Source organism: Curtobacterium sp. BNK-1 (assembly GCF_048685235.1).
GTDB classification, from domain to species: Bacteria; Pseudomonadota; Gammaproteobacteria; order Enterobacterales; family Enterobacteriaceae; genus Pantoea; species Pantoea agglomerans.
In genome coordinates this window covers 2,226,604-2,252,622 of the sequence record NZ_JBLQTJ010000001.1, presented here as the reverse complement: position 1 = coordinate 2,252,622, position 26,019 = coordinate 2,226,604, and the positions used below count along the sequence as shown (strand labels likewise).

Here is a 26,019-nt window from a genome sequence, read left to right as displayed (position 1 = left end):
CATGGCGATTGATGGACGTAACTTACAGATCCTGGCGAACTACTGCGCCGCGGCTGCCGATGCGATGGCCTTTACCCTGATGCGCACGGCGCACTCCACCTTTGTTAAAGAGACGGAAGATTTCTCCTGCCAGATTGTCAGCCGCAGCGGCCTGGCGTTCGCCTCGCCGCGCAGCTTCGGCGCCCCCTGGTACAGCGGCATCGACTATGCGCCGGTACTGGCGCTGATTGAAGAGTACGCTGACGGCGACATCTGCATTACCAACGACGCTTACGCCGGCAACGTGGCAACCCACTCGCCCGATATCCACATCTGGAAACCGGTGTTCCACCAGGGTGAAATTGTCTGCTTCGTGGTGGGCCACATTCATAACACTGACGTCGGCGGCGCGGTGCCTGCCTCGCTGTCGCGCTCGCTGACCGATATCGTGCAGGAGGGGATTCGCATCCCGCCGCTGAAGATCATGCGGCAGGGTCAGCTCAACGAAGAGGTCGCCAGCATCATGCGGCTCAATGTGCGGGTGCCGGATCAGAACTGGGGCGATTTCAAAGCCCAGCTGGCGTCGGTGAACGTCGGCGAGCGTAAAATCCACGACATTATTGCCCGCTTTGGCATCGCCGACTTTTTGCAGGGCATTGAGGGCATTCTCGATTACGCCGAAGCGCAGGCGCGCAGCATTATCAAAACCATTCCCGACGGGGAATACTTCTATGCCGACTACGCCGATGAAGATGGCGAGGGCGGTTATCCCTGCCGTATCGCCATTACTCTGCGGGTGCAGGGCGATCAGCTGGAGCTGGACTACACCGGCAGCGATCCGCAGCTGGCCTCGTCGCTGAATATGCCGACTGGCGGACGTGAGCGGCATCCGCTGGCGCTGGTGGGTGTTACCTATGCGCTCTCTACGCTGGACCGTTCACTGCTGCTTAACGCCGGTACGCTGCGACCCACTAGGGCAATCCTGCCGCCTGGCACGGTCATGAACTGTGAAGCGCCCGCAGCGGTAGGGATGCGCTCCCTGACCTGTGCACTGTCGCAGATTGCCACTATCGGCGTCTTCTCGCTGGCGATGCCGGAGCGTTTGCCCGCGAATTCACCGGGCGGCAACTCAATCATGAACATTCGTACCCAGACGCAGAATCGCAGTGTGGTCGCCTCGCTGGGTCCGGTGGGCGGCGGCGCGGGCGGCACGCCGCGTCACGATGGGCCTGACGGCTCCGGCGGTCTTTCAGCCTTTCTGAAAAACACCCCGATTGAGATCAACGAAGCGGAAGTGCCAATCCGCTTTCATCGCTACGGACTGGCCCAGGACAGCGCCGGAGCCGGTCGCTATCGCGGCGGTTTAGCCACCGAAATGGCGTTTGAGATTTTCTCGCCCAATACCACCATTACCGCGCGCAACCGTAACCGATCGGTGTTTGCCTCGGCGGGCGTCGTCGGCGGCCAGAGTGGGGCGCTCTCTTACTTTCGTACCCGGCGTGACGGTGAGGTCATCAATCACGGTAACACTGATGTGATCCACTGCCTGCCGGGTGACGTGGTCGAAGTGCGCGGACCCGGCGCGGGCGGTTATGGCCTGCCAACACAGCGCGATGCCGACGCGGTGATGCAGGATGTGCGCTGCGGTTATCTCAGCGTCGCGGCAGCCAGGACGCAGTATGGCGTGGTGGTAGTTGATCACCACGTGGATCGGGCAGCAACGGAGCGCCTGCGCGCCACGATGCCGCAGCAGGTTGCGCACCATTTTGAGCACGGCGAAGCACGGAGTCGCTTCGAAACGCTCTGGACGCCACAGCGTTATCAGTTACTGACCGCCTTTCTGGCAAGCGCGCCGGTGAGCTGGCGTCACTTCCTGAAAACACAGGTATTCCGGGCGGTGGCAGAGATAGGCGAAACGGCGGATATGGCACAAATATTCAGTGATTTGCGTCAGCGATACCCGGCAATGTCGAACAATTAACGGCGATTGCCCATCGTCTACTACGCTTTAAGTCTGCATGGACTACAAGGGGAAACGCGACGATGAGCATGAAAACCAGTGATTTTTTTGTCCAGCGCCTGAAAGAGTGGGGCGTCACACGCATCTACGGCTATCCGGGCGATGGCATCAACGGGGTGCTGGGCGCCATTCAGCGTGCTAACGCCAAAGGCGACGGCATCGAATTTATTCAGGTACGCCACGAAGAGATGGCGGCCTTTATGGCGGCCGGACACGCCAAATTCACCGGTGAGCTGGGCGTCTGCCTCTCTACCGGCGGGCCGGGCGCGACCCATCTGCTGACAGGACTCTATGACGCCAAAATGGATCATGCCCCGGTGCTGGCGATTGCCGGACAGGCGGAAGCGACCGCGCGCGGTTCCAGTTATCAGCAGGAGATGAACCTGGATCGCATCTTCTCGGACGTTGCCAACTTCGTTCAGGAAGCCTCGACTTCGACCCAGGTGCGCCATCTGCTCGACCGGGGCGTGCGCATCGCCAAAGCGCAAAACGGCGTGGCGGTGATCATCATCCCTAAAGATATTCAGGATGAAGAGTGGCAGCCGCCGCAGCATCTGCACGGTTTTACCCATTCCGGCAGCGGCTATCAGCGTCCCAAAGTGATCCCTTATGAAGCGGATCTGCAACGCGCCGCTGAGGTGCTGAACGCCGGCAAAAAAGTGGCGATTCTGATTGGCGCAGGCGCACGTAACGCCGCCGTCGAGGTGGTACAGGTCGCCAATGTGCTGGGTGCGGGCGTGGCAAAAGCGCTGCTGGGCAAAGATGTGCTGCCGGACGATGCGCCGTTTGTGACCGGTTCGATTGGCCTGCTGGGCACGAAGCCCTCATCCGATTTAATGCAGAACTGCGACACCCTGCTGATGATCGGCAGCGGCTTCCCGTGGACGGAGTTCCTGCCGGAAGAGGGCAAGGCGCGTGCGGTGCAGATAGACATCGATCCCGCCATGCTCGGCCTGCGCTATCCCAGCGAAGTGAATCTGCATGGCGATGCGGCTGAAACCCTGCGCGCCCTGCTGCCGCTGCTGGAGCACAAAGAGGATCGCCGCTGGCAGGAAGATATTGCGCTTCAGGTACGCGACTGGTGGACGCTGATGGAAGAGCGCGCCATGGCACCCGCTAATCCGGTCAACCCGCAGCGGGTGGTGTGGGAGATGTCGCCACAACTGCCGGATAACGCCATTGTCACCTCGGACTCCGGTTCCTGTGCCAACTGGTTCGCCCGCGACTATCGGGTTAAGCAGGGTCAGCGCGCCTCGCTCTCCGGTGGCCTGGCCTGTATGGGCGCGGCGGTGCCCTATGCGATTGCCGCAAAATTTGCCCACCCCGACAAACCGGTGGTGGCGCTGGTGGGTGACGGTGCGATGCAGATGAACAACATGGCGGAGCTGATCACCATCCAGAAATACTGGCAGCAGTGGGCCGATCCACGCCTGATCGTCTGCGTGTTCAACAACCAGGATCTCAATCAGGTCACCTGGGAGCAGCGGGTCATGGAGGGGAATCCCCGCTTTGACGCCTCGCAGCAACTGCCGGACGTGAAGTATGCCGAGTTTGCGCAGTCGCTTGGGATGGTCGGTATTTTTGTCGATAATCCTGACGATCTGGCGGCGGCATGGCAGCGTGCGCTCAGCGCCGATCGCCCGGTATTGCTGGAGGTGAAAACCGATCCGGAAGTTGCCCCGTTACCGCCGCACATCACCTTTAAACAGGCGAAAGCCTTTATGGCGTCGATGGTGAAAGGCGATCGCGGTGCGGCACAGATCATCAGCGACACCGCCAGCCAGCGGTTCAATAAAAAGCATTAAGGGCTAAGTGGGGCGGTCGCGCCTCGCTAACCTTAAATCCCGGATGCACTCGCGTCCGGGTCTCCAGTCACTTCATCATCATCAACGGGAGTCTTACCATGACTGCTCACTCCAGCCCTGTCTGGTTAATATCGGGATGTTCGACCGGATTTGGTCGTGAACTGGCGCAGCAGACCATCGCGCGTGGTTTTAAGGTCGTCGTGACGGCACGTGATACCTCTTCCATTGCCGATCTGGTTGAGGGACACGACAACGCGCTGGCAGTAGCGCTGGATGTGACCCACCAGGCGAGCATCGACCAGGCCGTCAAAACGGCACTCGACAGGTTCGGCACCATTGATGTGCTGGTAAACAACGCCGGTTACGGCTATCAGAGCTCGGTGGAAGAGGGTGTGGAAAGCGAAATCCGCGCGCAGTTTGACGCCAACGTCTTTGGCCTGTTTGCCCTGACCCGCGCCGTGCTGCCCGCGATGAGAAAGGCGCGCAGCGGCCACGTCATCAACATTACCTCGGTGGCAGGCTTAATTGGTTTTGCCAGCTCAGGCTACTACTCTGCCAGTAAACATGCGGTGGAAGGCTGGTCAGATTCGCTGGCGCTGGAAGCGGGACCGCTGGGCATTCGCGTCACCTGTGTTGAGCCAGGTCCGTTCCGCACCGATTGGGCCGGACGCTCCCTGCATCAGACGCCGAGCACGCTGCCAGACTATGCAGAGACTGCAGCCGCACGGATGAAAGCCACCGCCGAATACAGCGGCACTCAGAAGGGCGATCCGGCGCGAGCCGCCACGGCAATGATCGCCATCACTGAGCATGACAACCCGCCACGCCATCTGGTGATGGGCGCCTGGGGCCATGATGCCGTGACCAGTAAGCTTAAAGAGCGGCTGGCTGAGATCGAAGCGTGGAAACAGACGTCAGTGGAGACAGATTTTCCGGAGTAGAGGTGACAGGGCATGAATGCTATTTCTGCAGGCGAACTGAAAAACCGATTGAGCACGGCCGATCCTTTAATGCCAACTACGCGTGTTTTGCCTGGTTGAGAGGGTATTAAAATTCCGGACATAGCATTTCAGGGCATTACGCTAAAATCCAGTGAGCAGAATCAGCGCCATCTCATTCGCCAGTGCGCTGAGTTCATGTTCGACATCTGCTGACTCCGAAGCAGGTTGAGCGTTAAGCGTAATGTCCAAATCTTCAGCACAGATACGATCGCCAAAAAGCATTAACGCCTTATCGCCATGCTGCCTGGAAGACCACTGAATCCCCTGTGCATCCGGATTAGAATGATGTATTTGCTCTGCCCATTGCTGGGTTTCAGGGTAGTGATCAGCAGTTGAACCCAGCAGCTCACCTTGCGTAATGCCATGTCTTTTCATAAAGCGTGGATTGAGGTCCACCAGCTTAATCTCTACTTTAGGGGTGAGCTGACTGTGGGACAGCTTATTCAGAACTGTGAGGTCAACGGGCGCATTTTCACAAGGCGTAGGGAGATCGTGTAATACCGTCTCCATTAGAGCAACCGACAGCGTTTTACCGCCATAAAGCGTCGGGATGATGCGACCCGCATGGTCAGTGATTGGGCTGAAACGTCCCACGCCTTTTCCTGGATTGAACTCCGCGGCGCCATACTGCGACCAGTGAATGCGGTCAATAGTTTTACCTTTCGGCCAGGTGACCAGAGAGGCCGATAAATCATCATCTTTGCAGGGTGTTTTGATCTTTTTAGCCATGAACCGGACCTTCCTTTGCCCGCTGTGCCGCCTCCAGTACTTTTTCCGGTTCGAACGTCATGAGATTTTTAGGCTTTTCATTACCAAGCCAGCTATTTGGCGTGCCAAACCAGACGGCCAGGGTCCATGGCGTTTTTGATTCTCCAAACAGCGCGATGATTTTTTTCATCAGCGGCAATGGCTGCCCGCCAACGTCCAGCCCATAGGCCGGATAGAGATCCCTGCCTTCAAAGGAAAGGGCAAAAATCTTTCCGGTTCGCTTCCACCGGTTAGGTAATCCGCTTGGATTTTTCACAGTGGCGCTGCTCCCGGCACGGCGTGAAACTTCCTGCGCAGGCAACCACTCGCTGTCGTCCAGAATATGCTTCCTGAGTTGTTCCAGCTTTGCGGTGTTATTAATCGTGACAGGCTGTCTGGTCTGTTCTGCTGTCGCCATGTCGACAGCGCTGAAAGGCGACTTACCGTGACTGGCGAGCTGACTTACGCCCGATACGGCCCGGAATGCGGCATCCAGTGCGATTTTAAAGGCGGCTTCATCCACAGAGACTGGCCGTTTTACCACATAGTATTGCGCTGGCTCATCATGGCAGTGCGGGACTGAGACTGTGATCTCTGCTTGCCCACCCTGAGACCGGGAAGAGGAAATGCTGCCTGCCGGCACTGGAATAACGTCGAAGCCAGTGGTTTTATCAGACCTGATCATGATTTTACTCCTGCTGGCAAAATACAAATATCGAATATCGCCAATATATCGCATGTAGCGAGAATTCTCTACATTTACTGATCAAAAACCATCCAGCGATTGACTGAGCTTTGGCATGAAACGAGCTCAGGAACCACACGCCCCCTTATCGCGCAGCCCTGCGCCATCATCGTGCTGGAAAAATAAACAGCCGCCTGCACCTGGCATCATAAGAATTCGATCTTGTATCCCAGCCCGTATTCCATCTGGCATCCCCGTTTCAGACCGGATGATTCACCGCTAACTGGCACGCTTCATGCACTAGCTGACAGGTACACTTTTGGCGAGGTAACCCATGTTTGACTCCTTATTAGACGAAGATGCCACCACGATGGCCGCTCTGATTCGCAGCGGGGACGTGTCGGCTTATGAGCTGACCGGGGCGGCGCTGGCACGGATGGAACAGCGGGAACCGGCGATACAGGCTTTTTGTACCCCGACGCCTGAACTGGCGATGGCACAGGCCAGAGCCGTGGATGCCCGACGGGCACGCGGTGAAACACTGGGCGCGCTGGCGGGCGTACCGCTGGCGGTGAAAGATTTAATCTGCACCGCAAACGTCAGAACCACCTCCGGTTCGGCGGCGTACAAAGATTTCGTGCCGGAAGATGACGACATCACGGTGGAACGGTTGCTGGCCGCCGACGCCATTCTGCTTGGCAAAACCACCGCACCGGAGTTTGGTTACAGCGGGGTCGGGCACAATCCGCTGTTTCCGTCGCCACGGAATCCCTGGGATTTGAGCATGACGCCAGGAGGGTCCAGCGCCGGTTCGGGTGCGGCGGTGGCGGCGCGGCTTTGCCCGATTGCTCTGGGCAGCGACGGCGGCGGGTCGGTACGCATTCCGGCGGCGCACTGCGGTATTTTCGGCTTCAAGGCGTCGATGGGCCGGGTGCCGCTCTGGCCCGGCTGTCGTGATGAGCGCTACCCCGGCGTGTCGAGCTGGGAGTCACTGGAGCACATCGGTCCGATGACGCGCAGCGTGCGCGATGCCGCGCTGATGATGTCACTGATGGCCGGACCAGATATGCGCGATCGCCACTCGATTCCCTGCAGCGATGTCGACTGGCTGGGTGCGCCACACCATCTGCCAGGCAAACTGCGCATCGCCTTCAGCGCGGATTTTGGCTATGTGGCCGTTGACCCGGAAGTGCGGGCAGTGGTCAGCGCGGCGGTGCAGCGTTTTGCCGCTGAAATCGGTGCTGAACTGGAACTGGCCGATCCGGGCTTCCCTGATCCGTCGGCGGCCTTTGGCGCGCTGGTGGCGATGGAGAGCGATCTCACCGGTATGCGCCGGATGCTGGCGGAGCAGGGCAGCGAGATGTCGCCGCATCTGGTCGCCATGCTGCAGCGCGACTGGCGGGCGGAAAACTTCACCGATGCCATCACCACCCGAAAAGCGGTCAGCAACTGCCTGTGGCGCTTTATGCAGCGCTTTGACCTGCTGATTACCCCGACGCTGGCGGTGCCGCCGTTTCCGCTGGGGATGCAGGGACCGGAGATCATTGATGGCCGCATGGTCCGCAGCGATCACTGGCTCTCGTTCTGCTATCCGTTCAACTTCACCGGTCAGCCCGCCGCGTCCGTTCCCGCCGGTTTTACTGCCAGCGGCTTGCCCGTCGGTCTGCAGATTGTCGGACGTCATCTTGATGATGCCTTAGTGCTGGCTGCCAGTGCCGCTTTCGAGCGCATTCAGCCGTGGAATCACCTTCAACCCGGAATCGCCCAATGAAAACGTCTACTACGCCTGCGCTGGAGCAGGAGTTTGAACATGAGCCGGTACCGCTGTCGCACCGTCATTCTACCCGCTCCGTCTCGGCCGTCTGGTTTGGATTTCCGATGATCCTCACCAATGCGCTGTTTGGCGGCATCATCACCTGGCATCTGGGGTTCTGGCCTGCGCTGATCGCCATTCTGCTGGGAAACCTGGTGCTGTTCGCCTATGTCGGCGCGCTGAGCTGGTACGCCGGTAACAGCGGAATGAATTTCGCCCTGCAGGCCAGACGCACTTTTGGCAGCAAAGGCTACATCCTGGTCTCGGGTTTTCTCTCGACGGTGGTGATCGGCTGGTATGCCTTCCAGACCGGCCTCACTGGCACGGTCATTAATCAGACCTTTGGCTGGAATGCGCTGGCGGTGACGGCCTTTGCCATGATCCTCTATACCGGCATCACGTTCCTGGGCGTGCGGGCGCTGTCGGTGCTGGGGATGATCGCCGCGCCGCTGTTTGTGGTGCTGGGAATGGTGGCGCTGTGGCTGATTAGCAAACAGCACGACTTCTCCGTGGTGACGCAGTGGAAGGGCAGCGCCAGCGTAGCCGGTGCAATGAGTATGGGCACCGCCGTCACCATGGTGGTGGCCGGTTTTGCTGACTCCGGCACCATGACCGCTGACTTTACCCGCTGGTCGAAGAATGGCCGTTCGGCGGTGATCGCCGCGTTCTCTGCCTTCCCGGTCGCCAATGTTATCTCCTATCTGTTTGGTGTAGTGATTGTGGCCGTGGGCGCCGCGGTTGATCCGCTGACCAATGGCGGTAACTTCCTGCCGATGCTGATGGGGCACAGCGCCTTTTTGTCGGTAGTGGCCTGCCTGTTTGTCTTTATCAATCTCGGATCGGTCTGCACACACTGCCTCTATAACGGGGCGGTGGGCTTCAGTCATCTGTTCAGCAGTAAAATGCGGCTCTGGACGCTGATCCTGGGTGCCATTGGCGGCGTGCTGGCGCTGGCGGGCGTCTGGTCTTACTTCCTGGAGTGGCTCAGCCTGCTCGGCATTGTGGTGCCGCCGTTTGGTGCGGTGATGATCGTGGATTTAATTTTTATGGCGCGCATCAGCGAACAGCGTCCGGCGCAGCGTTTTCGTGGTACTGCGTTTGCCGCCTGGGCGATTGGCAGCCTGTGTGCGGTGATCGCCCACGTCGCTTTCCCTCAATTTGGTGAAGCGGTTATTGGTCTGGTGACCGCCGCCATCAGCTACAGCGTGATCAGCAAAATGCGCATGCCGCGCCCGGTAATGGAGAACAGCAATGTCCGACTATAGCGTTAATTCAACCCCCTACGCCTGGCCGTTTGACGGCACTTTTACACCGGCTGACACCGCGCTGATCGTGATTGATATGCAGACCGACTTCTGCGGCGTGGGCGGCTATGTCGACAGCATGGGCTATGACGTGAGTCTGACCCGCGCGCCCATCGCACCGTTGCAGCAGGTGCTGGCGGCGATGCGTGCCCGGCAGTTTCCGGTTATTCATACCCGCGAAGGGCACCGGCCCGATCTCAGTGATTTGCCCGCCAACAAACGCTGGCGCTCGCGACGGATGAACGCCGGGATCGGGGATGAGGGACCGTGCGGCCGTATTCTGGTGCGCGGTGAACCGGGCTGGGAGATTATCCCGGAGCTGGCACCGCTGCCGGGTGAGGTGGTGATTGATAAGCCGGGTAAGGGATCGTTTTATGCCACCGATCTGGAGCTGATATTGCGCAGTCGCGGCATCCGTAATCTGATCCTCACCGGCATTACCACCGACGTCTGCGTCCACACCACGCTGCGCGAAGCCAACGATCGCGGCTTTGAGTGCCTGGTGCTGTCTGATTGCTGTGCTGCGACCGAGCAGCATCATCATGAGGCGGCGCTGAGCATGATCCATATGCAGGGCGGCATCTTTGGCGCGGTCGCCCATTCTGCCGCGCTGCTGGATAGCCTGGGGGTTTAATTTCCCGCAACAACGGGTGAAGGGTGATGTTGATCTTCTGATCTCAGATGCATCACGCAGCCGGAAAGCCTGAGCACAGAGCTGCGCTCAGGCTTTCCACATCAGTATCACTCATGCTGCGCATTGTCTGGCGCAATCGTTTTCATCAGCGCCGCGAGCTGATCGGCGGGCACTGCCTGACTGAACAGATAGCCCTGCAACTGATTACAGCCTGCATCTGCCAGCGCAGACATCTGTCCTGGCGTCTCGACGCCTTCTGCTGTCACCATCAGACCCATGGCATGACCCAGTTTCACTACCGATTCAACAATCGCCACTGAATTTTCCGCCACGCCCAGCGACTGGGTGAATGAGCGATCGATTTTGATTTTATCCACCGGAAAGTTGCTGAGATAGTTCAGGCTGGAGTAACCGGTGCCAAAGTCATCCAGCGCAATCCGGAAGCCCGCGTCACGCAGCTCCACAATAATGGCGCGTGCTTCACGTTCATCTTCGATTAACACCCCTTCGGTGATCTCCAGTTCCAGGCGCTTCGGATCGCCGCCGTTCTGGCTGACAATCGCCATCACCCGCTCAACAAAGCCGGTAGAGCGGAACTGCACCGGCGAGACGTTGACCGCCACCAGCAGCTCGGGAAAACGTTGCTGAGTGACGCAGGCTTCAGCCAGCACCCATTCGCCCAGCGGAATAATCAGGCCGGTCTCTTCGGCAATCGCGATAAATTCACCGGGCGCAATCAGGCCGCGGGCTGGATGGTGCCAGCGCAGCAGCGCTTCGATGCCCACCATCTGCTGACCGCCAATATCCATCAGCGGCTGATACCACACCTCCAGCCCCTGATGGGTATGCAGCGCCGTACGCAGGTCGGCAGCGATGGTCTGTCGGGTCCGCACTGACTCATCCATCGCCCGTTCAAACTGACGATACGTGCCGCGCCCGCCGCTTTTGGCCTCATACAGCGCAATATCCGCTTTGCGCATCAGTTCCAGCCGATCAACCCCATCTTTGGGTGCCAGCGCCAGTCCGATACTGGCGCCACTCCAGACATCGCTGCCAAACAGCGTAAAAGGCTCACTCAGTTCATCGATAATGCGCTGCGCCAGGCTATGCACCTGGCCGATATTATCGACATCTGGCATCACCACGATAAATTCATCACCGCCGATGCGTCCTACCGTATCGCTGGCCCGCACGATACGGCTCAGGCGCTGTGCGACCGCGATGATCAGTTCATCTCCGGCGTGATGACCGTGGGTATCGTTGATGGTTTTAAAGCGGTCGAGGTCGATGAGCAGCAGCGCCACCCGCTGATCGTGGCGCGTCGCCAGGGCCAGCGCCTAGGTTAAGCGGTCTTCGACCAGTGCGCGGTTCGGCAGGCCGGTCAGCACATCATGAAACGCCAGATGCTGTGCCTGAGCCTCTGACGCGCCAAGCCTGAGCATGGATTGCGAGAGGTTCACCGACGAGTTCCAGAGTCGCCGCACCATATAAAGGCAGAGCAGGGATACCGCCAGTACCGCCAGCCCGGTAGATGGCCCGATGGTGCGCAGCATCTGGGCACCGGGACGGGAGGGGATCCAGTTCAGATAGCCAACCGCCTCACCCGCCTGCGCGATCAGCAGATAGCGCGCACCGGTTCCCGGCTGTGGCGTGCCGTCGGAGAAGTGCAGCCCCTGCAGCTGATTGCGTTCCGCCAGGCCCGCCAGATAGCCGTCATCAAGAAATTTCAGGCTCACCAGCCGGAAACGCGGCAGGGCATTGCTCTCCCGCTGGATGTTACCTACTGCCAGCGCGGCGGCCCGGTTTGTCACACGGGCATAATCGGCGTTATCGTGGCGGGCCGGATCGTTGACCAGCGAGCTTTGCAGCACCTCACCAATCAGCGGGTCATTTTCAGGGGCGGAGACCGGCTGGCCTTCGCGCCAGACTCTGACAATCTGATTTTGCTGGTCCAGCACCAGAATCAGCTGATGGCCGAACATCTCATACAGCCACAGCCCAATGTTCTCATCCAGCCACCTGCTGCTGTTGCCCTCCGCCAGATGCTGCTCAAAGGGTCCCCAGCGCGACAGGCTATGCAGCTGGCGCAGATGCTCATTCAGACTCTGTGAAAAAGAGGCTTCAATCATCCGTTGCTGCTGATGGCGGGCCTCCGTATTGGTGAGTGAGGTACCAACAAAGAGCGCAGCGCCTGCACCTACAAACGTCAGCAATAAGATAGCGACCAGCGGCACCAGGACTTCACGCAGGAAACTGCGACGAAAATCAGAGGAAAGTTTAAGGGTGTTAATCATATTGTTGTTTTTCTCAGCAGCAGGGGAACAGCTTAAAAATTAGCAGATGGCACAAAAACGTCCACGCAAAGCGTTACGCTTAGTGATTCTGGCAACGTCTTTGTTGCCGGATGGCCAGGGCAGCCTAAATAATGGGGAGTGAAAAAGTGGCCGTGTTGTATCAGATATTTTAATGGGGTTAGCTGGCTGGACGGTGACATGAGGGCCAACATTCGGCCTCTGTATCAGTAGCCATAAGGCTGGCGCGCGACAGCCTCTCTGGACGCATCACCGTGCATTTCCTGTTAACTTCGCCGCTATGGTTCATACTTATGTGCGCTGATTGTGTTACGAACGGATAGCCGTGAAGACAACGGTTACTGAGTTTGTCACTTATCTGACAGCCTGAGGTTGTCAGCTTACTATAAGGGAAAATAATGCCATTGTTATTCGGTGAGTTATCTGGTTTCCCGTCATGGGTGCCTGTTGTATTACTCGTCTCGCTCTCTTTTGTGCTGGGATTTCTGGCCCGCCTTATCCTGCTCCGGTTCATCCGCTACTGGCAGATTCGTGACAGAAAACTGTTTAAATCCCTTGAGAAGCATCTTAGCGGCTCGATGTTCTTTTTTATTCCGTTATTAATGATTAATGTCGGCGTTAATTACATCGATTTCCAACCGGAATCTCTCTCTTTAATTACCAATATCATCAATGTCTTTATTATTATGTCATTTTGCTCGGTCTTAATCCGGCTGACCAATGTGGCGCAGGATATGCTTTATATCCGCTATGACATTAATATTTCCAATAACCTTCGTGCGCGTAAAATTCGCACGCAGATTATCTATGTCAAAAAAGTGGTTATTGTCATCCTGGTTCTGTTCTGTGTTTCGCTGATTCTGCTCAGCTTCCCTGGCGTCCGGAAATTCGGCACCACCATTCTGGCCGGTGCGGGTGTTGCCGGTATCATTATTGGTTTTGCGCTGCAAAAGTCGCTGGTCAATCTGTTCGCCGGTATTCAGATCGCCTTTACCCAGCCTATTAAAATTGATGATGCGGTAGTGGTAGAAAAAGAGTGGGGCTGGATTGAGGAGATCAACCTGACCTATGTGGTGGTGCGCATCTGGGATTTGCGTCGGCTGGTGTTGCCGATCACCTACTTTACCGAAAACCCGTTTCAGAACTGGACGCGCAATAACGCCCAGATCTTAGGCTCGGTGTTCCTTTACGTGGATTACTCCATGCCGCTGGAGCCGCTGCGCAAGCATTTTGAAAAGGTGCTGAGCGAAACCAAGCTTTGGGATCAGGAAACGTCTGTGCTACAGGTGACCGACACCACCGAGAAAACCATGACCATCAGGATGCTGATGACCGCGCAGAACTCGCCGATCGCCTTTGATTTACGCTGTTACGTGCGTGAAAAAATGATTGAGTTTATTCAGCAGAATTACCCGGAAAGCCTGCCGCAGGTGAGAGCATCACTGACGGATACCGGGCGTGAGAAGGTGGGAATAGGGACGGCAGAATAGGGGCAAGCTGGGAGCGGCAGTTTGAGAGGGTGTGTGCATCCTGATGGCTGTCGCTCCGTTTTTCTTTCAGGGCAGGCGATGGTGTCTTTGTCCGCATGGTGTCTGAAGCGGACATAATTGTTTTGGCCATCTTCTGGTAGGCCCGATGTCTGCAGAAGAAGCTGCAGACATCAGCCTGACTCAGTTAAAAGCTCACCCACGGATCGCTTGAAACTTTTTCTTTTACCTGAACAGACGGTATGGCCGGGGAGCGTAAGTCTGTCACGACCGCACCAGTCTGCAACCTGAACCGGCTGGTAATCGCACTTAACGATTTAACCTGTTCCTCCAGTACACCCGTAGCAGCAGCAGAAGCCTGAACCAGCGTGGCGTTCTGTTGAGTCACACTGTCCATTTCGGTTACAGCCGTGCCGATCTGATTTATTCCCTTACTCTGTTCAGAAGACGCCGCCGCAATCTCTCCCAGCAGCGAGGTCACGCCGGTCACATCGCTGATAATTTTTTCTGTTGTCAGCGAAACCTGAGCCACTTTCTGCTCACCCAGACCGACGTTCAGATTGGATTCAGCAATTAACTTTTCAATTTCCCGCGCAGACTGTGTGCTGCGTTGTGCAAGCGTGCGAACTTCGTTAGCAACCACAGCAAAACCGCGACCCTGGTCGCCTGCACGTGCTGCTTCTACCGCTGCGTTCAGTGCCAGAATGTTTGTCTGAAAGGCAATGCTGTTTATTACGGAGGTAATTTCACTGATGGCCATTGCGCTGGTTTTGATGTCTGCCATCGTGCGCACCACTTCCCGCATTGCCGCGCCGCATTCCGAAGCGGTTCCGGAAGCCGCAGAGGCCGCGTCGCTGGCGACTGAGGCATTACCGGCGTTGAGTGAGACAGTAGACGAGAGCTCCTCCATGCTCGCCGCGGTCTCTTCGAGCGCTGCCGCCTGTTGCTCCGTGCGGCTGGAAAGACTGTGGTTGCCGTCGCTTATCTGCGTGGTAACGCGAGCCACTTCGCTTACGCCATTGACGATTTCACTGACCATCGTTTTCAGGCCAAGCTGCATATTTTCAAGCCCCTGCAGTAGCTTGCCCATTTCATCGTTGCGGAGATTGTGGAACTCCGATGTCAGATCGCCGGCACCAATGGCTGCCGTTACTTCGCCAGCACGACGCAGGGGCTTGATCAGCACATTTTTCAGTACCACCGCCACAATGACTGAAGCCAGGATAAAGAGTATGACCGACACACCCGCAGCAACATAAGCAATGTGCGTATCGGTATCGGCCTGTTGGGTGATGTTTACGGCTGACTGTTTATGTATGGCAATAACCTTGTCCAGCGGAACGCGGTAAGCCTCATCAAGTGCCACGACTTTTGTACCAGCAAGCATCAGAAAAGCGGGTACATCCCTTTTCTGCAGCGCGGTGAAAAGGGCACCAACGCCTTGCTGAGTGTAATCGTTGTAGCGTGCGGCCAGCTCCCGTGACAGTTCCGCTTCACCGGCCATTTTTGGTGCAGCCTGATAGGCCTGCATAAAGCGCAAGCCGCCATCATAGTAAAATCTGGCCTGGGCCAGCGCGGCATTAAACGCCTCTGGATTGCTGCCGTCAGCATAAGGAACAGCGGCCAGCAGTGTGGTGCGAGCGGCACGTATCCAGTTCGTCGTGTCAGCGACGCCAAGGGTTGCAGAAACTTCATGGTTGAGATTTTTGAGAGATTCCGCACTGCGATTCAGATAGATCACACTCAGCAATGAAGAAGCAAGAAAGACAAAAAACAGAAACAGTCCGGATAACGTCAGGATCGTGGTGAGACGTGTATTTTTCAGCATGGCAGTAAAGCTCCAGGTAAGATGTCTTACGATTATCGGCCTGGAGCAGCCAGAGATTACTCACGGTTATTAACCAACGGCAGTGCAAAAATCGCGCATAAATTTAAGAAGGCAGGCTTCAGTAAAAATAAAATGACAATTTAAAATTATGATGTTGAATCAGATGGTTTATTTATTTTTTAAGGTTTTGAATATTCAGATTAACTTAAAAAATAGTGGAAAATTACAATGTTAATTTGAGAGGGAATGATGGGATACCATCAAAAGGGCATCAGAATTTTGCCAGCCGGGATGCTTTTTGATTCAATTATCTGCGACTTCTACTCTTTTTCAGTTTTTGAAAAAGCCTTTGGGACATGATCAACTGTTCAGGAATTACGTCCGTTTTTCGCTCATTGAATACCTGACCCTGGTTACCTCATTAATCCTCTCAGAACCTGCTGATATTGCCGCATAAGCTGAGGGAATAGCGTGGCTACTTCTGTTTTACCGGTTTTAATCCCTGAGGGTAGGGCAACATGCAGCCTCAGGTTAAAACATTTATTGCCGTTAAGGGTGCGGGCTAAACGTGGTCAGGGCTAAATGCTTGTCTGGAGGATGATATCAACGCACTCAGCAGGCGAAAATTCCGCCGTATCCAGCTTCAGATGCTCTCTGCTCCACGGTTCATAAACACGATCCACAACGGCTTGCCAGTCAGGCACTTTTAAACCAGGAATATCTGAGATTCTGTTCTCTACACGAGCACGATGCTGTTCGGGATCTGAACAGAGGATTTAAATTTCCAGAAAGGGAACACCTGATGATAGTGCGATATCACGAAAACTATCACGTACCAGGTTAAGGTCATTCACCGAGTCAGTGATAACAGGTAATCCCAGTCTGAGATTGTCCCGCGCAAGCTCATAAAGGATGAAGTAGCCTTCAGGGCCAATATCCCTGAAAGTTGCTGAACTATTACGCAGAGCCTGTTCAACTGTGTCGACGCGTAAATACACCGCTTTTAATTTTTCAGATAACATTTTAGCGATAGTGCTTTTTCCGCAACCCGGAAGGCCACTAAAGATGTAGAGCATAACAACTCCTGTTTTAACCTGCGCTCCAGTGCTAAAGCAGACACATTGATACATCAATCTGCGCGAAATTATGCGAACCCGTGTCGGATGATCGCCGCCCTATGTCAGCAGCGGACAGCGTTTATTCCACTTCTGCCCGGCTATTCATCTGGCAGTGCTTCAAGGTCTGCGGAGATAATTGCCGGTAGGTTTTGAGTAATCTTTTCTACCGGCCAGTCCCACCAGGCCAGCTTCTCTAGTCGGGATATGGTTTCATCGGTAAAACGCTGCCTGATCACTCTGGCCGGGTTGCCACCCACAATCGAATAGGCCGGGACATCCGACGTCACAACAGAACGTGACGAGATTATTGCGCCGTTGCCGATTTTAACGCCTGGCATAATCAGCGCCTGATAACCCACCCATACATCATTACCAATCACCGTATCGCCTTTATAGGGCAGATCGCCGGCCTGAGGCTGGGCTGTTTCCCATCCATTTCCGAAAATGTAAAACGGAAAAGTGGAGAAACCTGCCATGTTATGGTTTGCCCCGTTCATGATGAACTGAACGCCCCTGGCTATCGCGCAGAATTTACCCATGATCAGTTTGTCACCAATAAAGGGGAAGTGATAAAGGACATTGCGCTCGAAGTTTTCTGAGTCTTCAGGATCATCATAATAAGTAAAATCCCCGATTATGATGTTGGGGTTTTTCACCGTATTTTTGATAAAACAAACCTGTGGGAAGCCTTCCATTGGATGGGGATTAGCGGGATCCGGTCCGTACATACTCTCTCCTAAGCGCAACATTAGTTCGTTCCAGTGTACACCATCAAGCCTGTCGTTCCTTTCGTGCAAGCCCGGGCTTCATTATCTGCTCATCGCGCGCCGGCCCCGGCTGTATTGCCGGCTCCTGTTTCCTCTTTCCGGGATGGGCCCGGCAGAGATTCAGCAGATATATAAACGGTTGTTAATTCTGTTTGTGTGCAAAGAAATCTGATTCCTGTAAATTAAATTCTTCTGCATTCTGATAAAGAGTTTTACATGCTGACCGGACTCAATCACCTCACACTCGCAGTTAGCAACCTGGCCAGTAGCCTGAATTTTTATACGGAGACCCTTGGATTCACCCCCAAAGCGGCATGGGATCACGGCGCTTATCTTTCGCTGGGTGAACTCTGTCTCTCTGTGGATACTGTCTCTGCTGGAAATGATTACACACACTATGCATTCACTATTGCTGGTGACGAATTTGATGCGTTCGTTGAGCGATTGAGAGCGGCGGGTGTGACAGAATGGAAGCGCAATAAAAGCGAGGGGAACTCCTTCTACTTTCTGGACCCCGATGGCCACAAGCTTGAAATCCACGATGGCGATCTTGAGAGCCGTATCAGAGCCTGCCTTGCTCAGCCTTATCAGGGAATGACGTTCTTCTGATTGATTGACTCCCGGCCCGGCAGAGAAAATGATCGCTTAAGCGGGGGCTATTACCCCATGCCCGGCGGTTTCCTGCCAGTCACGCACCCTGACAAGCACTCCTCATTTTCCAGCCACCACATTCACCTCTCCTTCACCCCCGCGTCACGGTTCTGTCATCTGATCCCCTCAAGCTAACACCATCCCGCAGCGTCTTTTCACTGCGTTCCCACTCTGTAACCCGTGAGGATTTCATCGTGATGGAGTTATCCAGACATCCGACCACTGTCTATCAGGCTGTTGCCGCACAACTGGAGCAGGCGCTCAAAGAGCGCTACCGCTGCGGCGACTATCTTCCTTCCGAGCAACAGCTGGCCGATCACTATGAGGTGAATCGCCACACGCTGCGTCGGGCGGTGGATGAGCTGGTGCACAAAGGGCTGCTGCAGCGCCGTCACGGCGTCGGCATCCTGGTTTTGATGCGCCCTTATGACTATCCGCTGCATGCCCAGGCGCGATTCAGCCAGAACCTGCTTGAGCAGGGCAGTCATCCCACCAGCGAACGGCTGCTGGCGGTGCTGCGTCCGGCCAGCAACGACGTTGCCAATGCGCTGGGCGTGAAAGAGGGCGACAACGTCATTCATCTGCGCACCCTGCGACGCGCCAACGGCGTGCCGCTCTGCCTGATCAACCATTTCCTCGCCGACCTCAGCTGGTGGCCACAGCTTCAGCAATTTAACAGCGGGTCGCTACACGACTTCTTAGTGGAGCACACCGGCAAGCAACTGGTACGCACCCAGACCCGCATCAGCACGCGCCGGGCGCAGGCCAAAGAGTGTCGGCAGCTCGACATCGCGCTGCATTCGCCGCTGCTCTGCGTGCGGACCCTGAACAAAACCAGTGATGGCGCGGTGGCGGAATACTCCGTCAGCCTGACGCGCGGCGACATGATTGAACTGACTCTGGAGCACTAATGGAACAGCAAACGGATCGCCAGCGCTGGCTGTCGGTGCTGGCGCACAGCAGCGCCGCGTTGCTTGAGACGCACTGGCAGGCGCTTAACCTCCAGCCCGCCTATACCCTGATCCGTCCGGCCGAGATCGGGCTGACGCGGTTGCAGGCGCGGATGGGTGCCACCGGCAAACGCTTTGTGATGGGCGATGCCACGGTGACGCGTGCGGTGGTGCAGCTCAGCGACGGCATTCTGGGTTACAGCTACCTGTTAGGGCGTGACAAAGCCCATGCCGAACGCTGTGCCCTGCTGGATGCGCTTTTACAGCAGCCGGAAACCCGGCAACTGCTGGAAGAGAAGATTATTACCCCGCTGGCGGCGTGGCGCGATGAGCAGCGACAGCTGCGCGCCCGTGAAATCGCCAGCAGCAAAGTGGATTTCTTTACGCTGGTTCGCGGAGATAACTGATGACTTTACTGGCAAGTTTTAACCATCCGGTGGCGGATGCGCAGCGCGCGTTTCGCCGTATTCTGAAAGCGATGAGCGAACCGGGCGTGATGGTCTCGCTGCCGCTGCAACAGGGCTGGGGCGCACTGTCACCGGCGGCCACGGCGCTGCTGCTGACGCTGGTCGATCAGGAAAGCCCGGTCTGGCTGGATGCGGAAATCGACAACGAACAGCTGCGCAACAATCTGCGCTTCCATACCGGTGCGCCGATCACCACGCAGCAGGATGCGCCTTTTGCCCTGAGCCATGCGGCGGCGCAGCCCGACCCGACGCAGTTCGCGGCCGGTGACAACATTTCACCAGAAAAAAGCACCACGCTGATTATCGAAGTGCCGTCGCTGAATGGCGGCCTGACGCTGCGCCTCTCCGGCCCTGGCCTGCGGGAAACCCGCGCCATCGCGCCACAGCTGCCCGAAAGCGTGCTGGAATATCTGCGCACTCGTCCGCATCCGTTTCCACAGGGCGTGGACCTGATCTTCACCTGTGGCGAAGCGATCATGGCCGTGCCGCGCACCACCGTTGTGGAGGTGTGCTGATGTATGTCGCGGTGAAAGGGGGCGAAAAAGCCATTTCAAATGCCCACCAGTTGCAGGCCGATCTGCGGCGCGGCGATAGAGCGGTAGCCGAACTCGGCTGCGATCAGGTGGCGCAGCAGCTGGGACTGGCGGTGGATCGGGTGATGACCGAGGGAGGAATTTACGATCCTGAGCTGGCGGCGCTGGCGATTAAGCAGGCCAGCGGCGATCTGGTCGAGGCGATCTTTCTGTTGCGCGCCTATCGCACCACGCTGCCACGCCTGGCGGAGAGCACGCCACTGGCGACCGGTGCGATGCGCATCGAACGCCGCATCTCGGCGGTCTATAAAGATCTGCCTGGCGGCCAGGTGCTGGGACCAACTTACGACTACAGCCACCGTCTGCTCGACTTCACCCTGCTGGCCAATGGCGAAACGCCTGCCGCGCCGCGTGACGATCGTTCGGTGCCTGACCAGTGCCCGCACATGTTCAGCATGATGAGCGATGAAGGGCTGGCCGCCGCTGAGATGGATGACGGCAGCGAGCCTGTCGATATCACCCGCGAGCCGATGAGCTTTCCCGCCTCACGCGCCGCGCGCCTGCAACAGCTGGTGCGTGGCGACGAAGGCTTTCTGCTGGCGCTCGGCTATTCGACACAGCGCGGCTATGGGCGCACCCATCCGTTTGCCGGCGAGATCCGCACCGGCACTCTCAGCGTCAGTATCTGTCCCGAAGAGCTGGGTTTTGATCTCGAGATTGGTGAGCTGCTGCTGACGGAGTGTGAAATGGTCAACGGCGTTGCCCACAGCGACGACACGGCGCCGCACTTTACCCGGGGCTATGGGCTGGTGTTTGGCCGCGCCGAACGTAAAGCGATGGCGATGGCGCTGGTGGACCGGGCGCTGCAAAGCAGCGAACAGCATGAGCGTGTTACCAGCCCGGCGCAGGACGAAGAGTTTGTGCTGTCGCACGCCGACAACGTGGAAGCCGCAGGCTTTGTCTCGCATCTCAAGCTGCCGCACTACGTCGATTTCCAGGCGGAACTGGAACTGCTGAAACAGCTGCAGCACGATTATCAGGAGCGCAACCATGGCTGAACTCACCGGCTATAACAACGGCTATCTCGATGAGCAGACCAAACGCACCATCCGCCGCGCCATCCTGAAAGCGGTGGCGATCCCCGGCTATCAGGTGCCGTTCGCCGGACGTGAGATGCCGATGCCCTACGGCTGGGGCACCGGCGGCATCCAGATCACCGCCAGCATGATTGGCGATCAGGATGTGCTGAAGGTGATCGATCAGGGCGCAGATGACACTACCAATGCGGTGTCGATCCGCCAGTTCTTTAAGCGGGTCAGCAATGCTGCCACCACCGAGCGCACCGCCGATGCCACCCTGATCCAGACCCGGCACCGCATCCCGGAAACGCCGCTGGAAGAGGATCAGATCCTGATTTTCCAGGTGCCGATCCCGGAGCCGCTGCGCTTTATCGAGCCGCGCGAAACCGAAACCCGCACCATGCATGCGCTGGAGGAGTACGGCATCATGCAGGTGAAGCTGTATGAAGATATTGCCCGCTACGGCCACATCGCGACGACTTACGCCTATCCGGTCCGGGTCAACGATCGCTACGTGATGGATCCTTCGCCCATTCCCAAATTCGACAACCCGAAGATGCACATGATGCCCGCGCTGCAGCTGTTTGGTGCCGGGCGTGAAAAGCGCATCTATGCCTTGCCGCCTTACACCCGTGTGGAAAGCCTGGACTTCGACGATCATCCGTTCACCGTGCAGCAGTGGGATGAACCCTGCGCGCTGTGCGGCTCGCGCCACAGCTATCTCGATGAGGTGGTGATGGACGATCAGGGAACGCGGATGTTTGTCTGCTCCGACACCGACTTTTGCCATCAGCAGCAGGAACAGCAACATGCACAGTGAACAGCCGCTGCTTGCGGTGAACCAGCTCACCCATCTTTATGCGCCGGGCAAAGGGTTTGAGCAGGTCAGTTTTGATCTCTGGCCCGGTGAAGTGCTGGGCATTGTCGGCGAGTCCGGCTCCGGTAAAACCACGCTGCTGCAGAGCCTGTCGGCGCGTCTGACGCCGCAGCAGGGCAGCATCCTCTATCAGAATCGCGACCTCTATCAGATGAGTGAAAGCGATCGCCGTCGCCTGCTGCGCACCGAATGGGGCGTGGTGCATCAGCATCCCATGGACGGGCTGCGTTCGCAGGTCAGCGCGGGCGGCAACATCGGCGAACGGCTGATGGCGACCGGACAGCGCCACTATGGCGACATCCGCGCCGAGGCGAGCCGCTGGCTGCAGGCGGTGGAGATTGACGCCGGTCGCATCGACGATTTGCCCACCACCTTTTCCGGCGGCATGCAGCAGCGTCTGCAGATCGCCCGGAACCTGGTGACGCAGCCGCAGTTGATGTTTATGGATGAGCCGACCGGCGGGCTGGATGTGTCGGTGCAGGCGCGACTGCTGGATCTGCTGCGGACGCTGGTGCGCGAACTGAATCTGGCGGTGGTGATTGTCACCCACGATCTCGGCGTGGCGCGACTGCTGGCGCATCGCCTGCTGGTGATGAAGCAGGGGCGGGTGGTGGAGAGCGGTCTGACTGACCGCGTGCTGGACGATCCTCATCATCCTTACACTCAACTGCTGGTCTCTTCGGTGCTCAATTAAATGACAACTATCACTCCGCGCCTGCGGGTAGAGAATTTGTGTAAAACCTTTGTGCTGCATAACCAGAACGGCGCGGCGCTGCCGGTGCTGCACAACGCCAGCCTGACGGCAGGCGAGGGCGAATGCGTCGTGCTGCACGGTCATTCCGGCAGCGGTAAATCCACACTGCTGCGCGCGCTTTACGGCAACTATCAGCCCGACAGCGGCCACATTCGGGTCGCGCATCAGGGCGAGTGGATCGACATGGCGCAGGCATCGGCGCGCCAGATTATCGCCCTGCGCCGCGACACGCTGGGCTGGGTCAGCCAGTTTCTGCGGGTGATCCCGCGCGTGCCGACGCTGGAGATTGTGATGCAGCCGCTGCTGGAGCGCGGCGTCGAGCGCGCCTTATGTGAAGCACGTGCCGCCGAACTGCTGACCCGGCTCAACGTGCCGCAGCGTCTCTGGTCGCTGGCCCCGTCCACTTTCTCTGGCGGAGAGCAGCAACGCGTCAATATCGCTCGCGGCTTTATCGCCGACTATCCGGTGCTGCTGCTGGATGAACCCACCGCCTCGCTCGACAGTGTCAACAGCGAGGCGGTGGTGAGCCTAATTGAACAGGCGCGCGCCCGTGGTGCCGCCATCGTCGGTATTTTTCACGATCGGGCGGTGCGCGAGCGGGTAGCGGACCGGCTGCACCTGATGCACCCAATCGAGACAGGAGCGCAGGCATGATCATCAATAACGTCAGACTGGTGCTGGAAAACGAAGTGGTAACCGGATCGCTGGAGTTTCGCGACGAGCGCATCAGCAGCTTCAGCGAAACCACCAGCCAGCAGCCGGGCGCGCTGGATGGCGAGGGCGCCTGGCTGATGCCGGGTCTGGTGGAGCTGCACACCGATAACCTCGATAAGTTTTTCACGCCGCGTCCGAAAGTGGACTGGCCGGCACACTCGGCGATGAGCAGCCACGATGCGCTGATGGTCTCCAGCGGCATTACCACGGTGCTGGATGCGATTGGCGTCGGGGATGTGCGCGACGGCGGGCACCGGCTGGATAACCTCAGCAAGATGATCGACGCCATCCGCGACAGCAACCGCAAAGGACTGAACCGGGCCGAGCATCTGTTGCATCTGCGCTGTGAACTGCCGCATCCCACCACTGCGCCGCTGTTTGAAGCGCTGATGGGCACGCCGGAGCTGGCGCTGGTGTCGCTGATGGACCATTCACCGGGCCAGCGTCAGTACGCGTCCCTGACGAAGTATCGCGAATATTATCAGGGCAAATATCAGCTCAACGACGCGGAGATGGATCAGTTCGAGCATGACCAGCTCACCCTGGCAGCAGAATGGTCACAGCCTAATCGTCAGGCGATTGCCGGACTCTGCCGGGAACATGGCATCGCCATTGCCAGCCACGATGATGCCACCGCGGCGCACGTTGAAGAGTCCCATGCCGCGGGCAGCCGCATCGCGGAGTTTCCTACCACGCTGGAGGCGGCACGCGCCTCGCGTTATCGCAATATGCAGGTGCTGATGGGCGCGCCTAACATCGTGCGCGGCGGCTCGCACTCCGGCAACGTCGCTGCCTGGGAGCTGGCGTCACACGGCCTGCTGAATATTCTCTCCTCCGATTACTATCCGGCGAGCCTGCTGGATGCAGCGTTCCGGCTGGCAGATGATGAGCGCAACAGCCTCGGCATGGCGCAGGCGATCGCGCTGGTCACCTGTAACCCGGCGCGCGCCTTAGGGCTCGAAGATCGCGGGGTAATCGCCGAAGGCTGCCGCGCCGATCTGGTGCTGGCGCACACCGCACACGGCTACCCGCACGTGCGGCACGTCTGGAGCAAAGGCCGGCAGGTGTACTGATGGCGCGGCTGATCTGGCTCACCGGTCCCTCGGGTTCGGGTAAAGACAGCCTGCTGGATGCGCTGCGGGCGGCACCTCCGCCACGGCTGCTGATCGCCCATCGCTACATTACCCGCGCCGCCGATGCGGGCGGCGAAAACCATGTGGCACTGACCGAGGCGGAGTTTGCCCGTCGCGCAGCACTCGGTCTGTTCGCGGTGAGCTGGCAGGCGCACGGTTTCAGCTATGGCATTGGCTGTGAGACGGAACAGTGGCTGCTGCGCGGGCAGAATGTGGTGGTGAACGGTTCGCGGCTGCATCTGGCGCAGGCGCAGGCCCGTTTCGGCTCGCAGCTGCTGCCGGTCTGTCTGCAGGTCACACCCGCCGTGCTGGCAGCGCGGCTGCGCCAGCGCGGACGGGAAGATGAGGTGGAGATCGCCCGGCGGCTGGCGCGCGCCGCACAGCCGCAGCCCGATGGCTGCCTTATTCTCAACAACGACGGCGCGCTGGCGGATACCGTGTGCCTGCTGCGTCAGATACTGGAGGCGCATCAATGAAACTCTCTTATCCTGGCACCGGGGGTGACAGTCCGGCATCGACATCCGCTACCGAAGGCGCATCAATGAAACTCACTTTTCTGGGTACTGGCGGGGTCACTGCCGCACCGCTGCCGGGCTGCGACTGTCGCGCCTGTCAGCGTGCGCAGCTCAACAGCGGCTATGCGCGTGCGCCCTGCAGCGCGCTGATTGAGTTTGGTCGCGAGCGCATCCTGCTGGATGCCGGTCTGCCGCTGCTGGCGTTGTGCTTCCCGCCCGGCACGCTGACGCGCATTCTGCTGACTCACTACCACATGGATCATGTGCAGGGGCTTTTTGCACTGCGCTGGGGAGTGGGCGCGCCGATTCCGGTCTGGGGTCCACCCGATCCGCGAGGCTGTGACGATCTCTATAAACATCCAGGCCTGCTCGATTTCCGTCCCGCCTTAACGCCGTTTGTAGCACACGCCTTTGGTGAACTGCAGGTTACGCCGCTGCCGTTGCAGCACTCGAAGCTGACGCATGGCTATCTGTTCGACTGGCACGGCACCCGGCTCGCCTGGCTGTGTGATACCTGCGGATTGCCACCCGACACCGCCGACTTCCTGCGCGGTCAGCCGCTGGACCAGCTGGTGATTGACTGCAACGATCCGCCGCAAGCAGAACCGCGTAACCATAATGATGTGACCCAGGCGCTGGCGATAGCAGAGATGCTCCAGCCGCGTCAGACCTGGCTCACCCATCTCAGTCATGAGATGGATAACTGGTTAGCTGAGAACCCGTTGCCGGACGGCGTGCTGGCTGCCCGTGACGGCCAGACATTGCTGTGCGGCGCGCACTGGCCTGTCACGGTTTGATCATCTGACTGTCATCTCGTGTTCATCGCGTCACGCCTTAATAACCCGC

The 26,019-nt window shown here is 58.0% G+C and carries 25 protein-coding genes; 18 read left to right on the top strand and 7 right to left on the bottom strand.

The features are described from left to right. Position 1 precedes the first annotated feature (1 nt). The 3 genes from ACMGGP_RS10795 to ACMGGP_RS10785 all read left to right on the top strand — a co-directional run bounded on the left by ACMGGP_RS10795 (position 2) and on the right by ACMGGP_RS10785 (position 4,745). Positions 2 to 1,960 (top strand): hydantoinase B/oxoprolinase family protein, encoded by a 1,959-nt coding sequence (locus ACMGGP_RS10795; protein ID WP_498798425.1) that lies wholly within the window; start codon positions 2 to 4, stop codon positions 1,958 to 1,960. Between the two features lie 62 nt (positions 1,961 to 2,022). Then, entirely contained in the window at positions 2,023 to 3,804 is a 1,782-nt protein-coding gene (locus tag ACMGGP_RS10790) for a thiamine pyrophosphate-requiring protein (protein ID WP_498798424.1), read from the top strand. A 98-nt stretch (positions 3,805 to 3,902) separates the two neighbouring features. Continuing rightward, on the top strand, positions 3,903 to 4,745 hold the full coding sequence (locus tag ACMGGP_RS10785; protein WP_060680509.1) for an oxidoreductase: 843 nt from the start codon (positions 3,903 to 3,905) through the stop codon (positions 4,743 to 4,745). A gap of 141 nt (positions 4,746 to 4,886) precedes the next feature. Here the strand turns inward: ACMGGP_RS10785 and ACMGGP_RS10780 are convergent, their stop codons facing one another. Further along, positions 4,887 to 5,534, bottom strand: a complete 648-nt coding sequence (locus tag ACMGGP_RS10780) for an RES family NAD+ phosphorylase (protein ID WP_080694289.1) — start codon at positions 5,532 to 5,534, stop codon at positions 4,887 to 4,889. Beyond that, the gene (locus ACMGGP_RS10775) at positions 5,527 to 6,291 is read right to left on the bottom strand and encodes a hypothetical protein (protein WP_232526429.1); all 765 of its coding nucleotides are present in this window, start codon (positions 6,289 to 6,291) and stop codon (positions 5,527 to 5,529) included. The genes ACMGGP_RS10780 and ACMGGP_RS10775 overlap by 8 nt, the downstream gene beginning before the upstream one ends. A 280-nt stretch (positions 6,292 to 6,571) precedes the next feature. Here ACMGGP_RS10775 and ACMGGP_RS10770 point away from each other — a divergent pair, with 280 nt between their 5' ends. From ACMGGP_RS10770 to biuH, 3 genes are read left to right on the top strand one after another with little or no spacing between them, the layout of a single operon-like run. After that, the gene (locus tag ACMGGP_RS10770) at positions 6,572 to 8,008 is read left to right on the top strand and encodes an amidase (protein ID WP_301248769.1); all 1,437 of its coding nucleotides are present in this window, start codon (positions 6,572 to 6,574) and stop codon (positions 8,006 to 8,008) included. Then, the gene (locus tag ACMGGP_RS10765) at positions 8,005 to 9,315 is read left to right on the top strand and encodes a purine-cytosine permease family protein (RefSeq protein ID WP_163640116.1); all 1,311 of its coding nucleotides are present in this window, start codon (positions 8,005 to 8,007) and stop codon (positions 9,313 to 9,315) included. Before ACMGGP_RS10770 ends, ACMGGP_RS10765 begins: the two co-directional genes overlap by 4 nt. Continuing rightward, positions 9,302 to 9,988: a biuret amidohydrolase gene (gene biuH / locus ACMGGP_RS10760; protein WP_033772104.1), complete on the top strand. Its 687-nt coding sequence runs from the start codon at positions 9,302 to 9,304 to the stop codon at positions 9,986 to 9,988. Before ACMGGP_RS10765 ends, biuH begins: the two co-directional genes overlap by 14 nt. Before the next feature lie 107 nt (positions 9,989 to 10,095). On the opposite strand, the gene ACMGGP_RS10755 is transcribed toward biuH, so the two are convergent. Next, a complete protein-coding gene (locus ACMGGP_RS10755; RefSeq protein WP_498798717.1) occupies positions 10,096 to 11,316 on the bottom strand; it encodes a putative bifunctional diguanylate cyclase/phosphodiesterase in 1,221 nt (406 codons plus the stop codon). A gap of 9 nt (positions 11,317 to 11,325) precedes the next feature. Next, the gene (locus tag ACMGGP_RS10750; RefSeq protein WP_498798423.1) at positions 11,326 to 12,282 is read right to left on the bottom strand and encodes a CHASE4 domain-containing protein; all 957 of its coding nucleotides are present in this window, start codon (positions 12,280 to 12,282) and stop codon (positions 11,326 to 11,328) included. A gap of 416 nt (positions 12,283 to 12,698) precedes the next feature. Between ACMGGP_RS10750 and ACMGGP_RS10745 the strand changes: the two genes are divergently transcribed. Further along, positions 12,699 to 13,790 carry a mechanosensitive ion channel family protein gene (locus ACMGGP_RS10745; protein WP_033758264.1) on the top strand — a complete coding sequence of 364 codons (1,092 nt, stop codon included), beginning with the start codon at positions 12,699 to 12,701 and terminating at the stop codon, positions 13,788 to 13,790. Between the two features lie 184 nt (positions 13,791 to 13,974). Here ACMGGP_RS10745 and ACMGGP_RS10740 read toward each other — a convergent pair whose 3' ends face one another. From ACMGGP_RS10740 to ACMGGP_RS10730, 3 genes are all read right to left on the bottom strand, one after another. Next, positions 13,975 to 15,615 carry a methyl-accepting chemotaxis protein gene (locus ACMGGP_RS10740; protein ID WP_498798422.1) on the bottom strand — a complete coding sequence of 547 codons (1,641 nt, stop codon included), beginning with the start codon at positions 15,613 to 15,615 and terminating at the stop codon, positions 13,975 to 13,977. Positions 15,616 to 16,391: 776 nt separating this feature from the next. After that, the gene (locus tag ACMGGP_RS10735; RefSeq protein ID WP_498798421.1) at positions 16,392 to 16,691 is read right to left on the bottom strand and encodes a P-loop nucleotide/nucleoside kinase family protein; all 300 of its coding nucleotides are present in this window, start codon (positions 16,689 to 16,691) and stop codon (positions 16,392 to 16,394) included. 140 nt (positions 16,692 to 16,831) lie between these two features. Then, a complete protein-coding gene (locus tag ACMGGP_RS10730; protein ID WP_033778909.1) occupies positions 16,832 to 17,461 on the bottom strand; it encodes a Vat family streptogramin A O-acetyltransferase in 630 nt (209 codons plus the stop codon). A gap of 255 nt (positions 17,462 to 17,716) precedes the next feature. Here ACMGGP_RS10730 and fos point away from each other — a divergent pair, with 255 nt between their 5' ends. The 11 genes from fos (at position 17,717) to phnP (ending at position 25,970) form a co-directional block, all read left to right on the top strand. Continuing rightward, entirely contained in the window at positions 17,717 to 18,109 is a 393-nt protein-coding gene (gene fos, locus ACMGGP_RS10725; protein WP_498798420.1) for a fosfomycin resistance glutathione transferase, read from the top strand. 239 nt (positions 18,110 to 18,348) lie between these two features. Beyond that, the gene (phnF, locus tag ACMGGP_RS10720) at positions 18,349 to 19,062 is read left to right on the top strand and encodes a phosphonate metabolism transcriptional regulator PhnF (RefSeq protein ID WP_010247805.1); all 714 of its coding nucleotides are present in this window, start codon (positions 18,349 to 18,351) and stop codon (positions 19,060 to 19,062) included. After that, complete coding sequence (gene phnG, locus ACMGGP_RS10715; RefSeq protein WP_498798419.1) at positions 19,062 to 19,508, top strand: phosphonate C-P lyase system protein PhnG; 447 nt, start codon at positions 19,062 to 19,064, stop codon at positions 19,506 to 19,508. The genes phnF and phnG overlap by 1 nt, the downstream gene beginning before the upstream one ends. Further along, on the top strand, positions 19,508 to 20,083 hold the full coding sequence (phnH, locus tag ACMGGP_RS10710) for a phosphonate C-P lyase system protein PhnH (protein ID WP_022624940.1): 576 nt from the start codon (positions 19,508 to 19,510) through the stop codon (positions 20,081 to 20,083). The genes phnG and phnH overlap by 1 nt, the downstream gene beginning before the upstream one ends. Next, positions 20,083 to 21,159, top strand: coding sequence for a carbon-phosphorus lyase complex subunit (locus ACMGGP_RS10705; RefSeq protein WP_498798418.1), 1,077 nt, complete (start codon positions 20,083 to 20,085; stop codon positions 21,157 to 21,159). Before phnH ends, ACMGGP_RS10705 begins: the two co-directional genes overlap by 1 nt. Next, a complete protein-coding gene (locus tag ACMGGP_RS10700; protein ID WP_033788395.1) occupies positions 21,152 to 22,000 on the top strand; it encodes an alpha-D-ribose 1-methylphosphonate 5-phosphate C-P-lyase PhnJ in 849 nt (282 codons plus the stop codon). Before ACMGGP_RS10705 ends, ACMGGP_RS10700 begins: the two co-directional genes overlap by 8 nt. Continuing rightward, complete coding sequence (gene phnK, locus ACMGGP_RS10695) at positions 21,990 to 22,751, top strand: phosphonate C-P lyase system protein PhnK (RefSeq protein ID WP_013358336.1); 762 nt, start codon at positions 21,990 to 21,992, stop codon at positions 22,749 to 22,751. The genes ACMGGP_RS10700 and phnK overlap by 11 nt, the downstream gene beginning before the upstream one ends. Next, entirely contained in the window at positions 22,752 to 23,465 is a 714-nt protein-coding gene (phnL, locus tag ACMGGP_RS10690) for a phosphonate C-P lyase system protein PhnL (RefSeq protein WP_033772090.1), read from the top strand. Continuing rightward, positions 23,462 to 24,598: an alpha-D-ribose 1-methylphosphonate 5-triphosphate diphosphatase gene (phnM, locus tag ACMGGP_RS10685; protein WP_010247783.1), complete on the top strand. Its 1,137-nt coding sequence runs from the start codon at positions 23,462 to 23,464 to the stop codon at positions 24,596 to 24,598. The genes phnL and phnM overlap by 4 nt, the downstream gene beginning before the upstream one ends. After that, entirely contained in the window at positions 24,598 to 25,134 is a 537-nt protein-coding gene (phnN, locus tag ACMGGP_RS10680) for a ribose 1,5-bisphosphokinase (RefSeq protein WP_187491502.1), read from the top strand. The genes phnM and phnN overlap by 1 nt, the downstream gene beginning before the upstream one ends. Beyond that, positions 25,131 to 25,970 carry a phosphonate metabolism protein PhnP gene (gene phnP / locus ACMGGP_RS10675; protein ID WP_498798417.1) on the top strand — a complete coding sequence of 280 codons (840 nt, stop codon included), beginning with the start codon at positions 25,131 to 25,133 and terminating at the stop codon, positions 25,968 to 25,970. The genes phnN and phnP overlap by 4 nt, the downstream gene beginning before the upstream one ends. Positions 25,971 to 26,019: the final 49 nt, after the last annotated feature.

Excerpts from the sequence above, each read along its gene's own strand:
- biuH (WP_033772104.1), top strand. The coding sequence starts at position 9,302 with ATGTCCGACTATAGCGTTAATTCAACCCCCTACGCCTGGCCGTTTGAC.
- fos (WP_498798420.1), top strand. The coding sequence starts at position 17,717 with ATGCTGACCGGACTCAATCACCTCACACTCGCAGTTAGCAACCTGGCC.
- phnM (WP_010247783.1), top strand. The coding sequence starts at position 23,462 with ATGATCATCAATAACGTCAGACTGGTGCTGGAAAACGAAGTGGTAACC.
- phnG (WP_498798419.1), top strand. The coding sequence starts at position 19,062 with ATGGAACAGCAAACGGATCGCCAGCGCTGGCTGTCGGTGCTGGCGCAC.
- phnK (WP_013358336.1), top strand. The coding sequence starts at position 21,990 with ATGCACAGTGAACAGCCGCTGCTTGCGGTGAACCAGCTCACCCATCTT.
- ACMGGP_RS10745 (WP_033758264.1), top strand. The coding sequence starts at position 12,699 with ATGCCATTGTTATTCGGTGAGTTATCTGGTTTCCCGTCATGGGTGCCT.
- phnN (WP_187491502.1), top strand. The coding sequence starts at position 24,598 with ATGGCGCGGCTGATCTGGCTCACCGGTCCCTCGGGTTCGGGTAAAGAC.
- ACMGGP_RS10740 (WP_498798422.1), bottom strand. The coding sequence starts at position 15,615 with ATGCTGAAAAATACACGTCTCACCACGATCCTGACGTTATCCGGACTG.
- ACMGGP_RS10735 (WP_498798421.1), bottom strand. The coding sequence starts at position 16,691 with ATGCTCTACATCTTTAGTGGCCTTCCGGGTTGCGGAAAAAGCACTATC.
- ACMGGP_RS10770 (WP_301248769.1), top strand. The coding sequence starts at position 6,572 with ATGTTTGACTCCTTATTAGACGAAGATGCCACCACGATGGCCGCTCTG.
- ACMGGP_RS10705 (WP_498798418.1), top strand. The coding sequence starts at position 20,083 with ATGTATGTCGCGGTGAAAGGGGGCGAAAAAGCCATTTCAAATGCCCAC.
- ACMGGP_RS10785 (WP_060680509.1), top strand. The coding sequence starts at position 3,903 with ATGACTGCTCACTCCAGCCCTGTCTGGTTAATATCGGGATGTTCGACC.
- phnL (WP_033772090.1), top strand. The coding sequence starts at position 22,752 with ATGACAACTATCACTCCGCGCCTGCGGGTAGAGAATTTGTGTAAAACC.
- ACMGGP_RS10780 (WP_080694289.1), bottom strand. The coding sequence starts at position 5,534 with ATGGCTAAAAAGATCAAAACACCCTGCAAAGATGATGATTTATCGGCC.
- phnH (WP_022624940.1), top strand. The coding sequence starts at position 19,508 with ATGACTTTACTGGCAAGTTTTAACCATCCGGTGGCGGATGCGCAGCGC.
- ACMGGP_RS10775 (WP_232526429.1), bottom strand. The coding sequence starts at position 6,291 with ATGCGATATATTGGCGATATTCGATATTTGTATTTTGCCAGCAGGAGT.
- ACMGGP_RS10795 (WP_498798425.1), top strand. The coding sequence starts at position 2 with ATGGCGATTGATGGACGTAACTTACAGATCCTGGCGAACTACTGCGCC.
- phnF (WP_010247805.1), top strand. The coding sequence starts at position 18,349 with ATGGAGTTATCCAGACATCCGACCACTGTCTATCAGGCTGTTGCCGCA.
- ACMGGP_RS10730 (WP_033778909.1), bottom strand. The coding sequence starts at position 17,461 with ATGTACGGACCGGATCCCGCTAATCCCCATCCAATGGAAGGCTTCCCA.
- ACMGGP_RS10700 (WP_033788395.1), top strand. The coding sequence starts at position 21,152 with ATGGCTGAACTCACCGGCTATAACAACGGCTATCTCGATGAGCAGACC.
- ACMGGP_RS10750 (WP_498798423.1), bottom strand. The coding sequence starts at position 12,282 with ATGATTAACACCCTTAAACTTTCCTCTGATTTTCGTCGCAGTTTCCTG.
- ACMGGP_RS10765 (WP_163640116.1), top strand. The coding sequence starts at position 8,005 with ATGAAAACGTCTACTACGCCTGCGCTGGAGCAGGAGTTTGAACATGAG.
- ACMGGP_RS10790 (WP_498798424.1), top strand. The coding sequence starts at position 2,023 with ATGAGCATGAAAACCAGTGATTTTTTTGTCCAGCGCCTGAAAGAGTGG.
- phnP (WP_498798417.1), top strand. The coding sequence starts at position 25,131 with ATGAAACTCTCTTATCCTGGCACCGGGGGTGACAGTCCGGCATCGACA.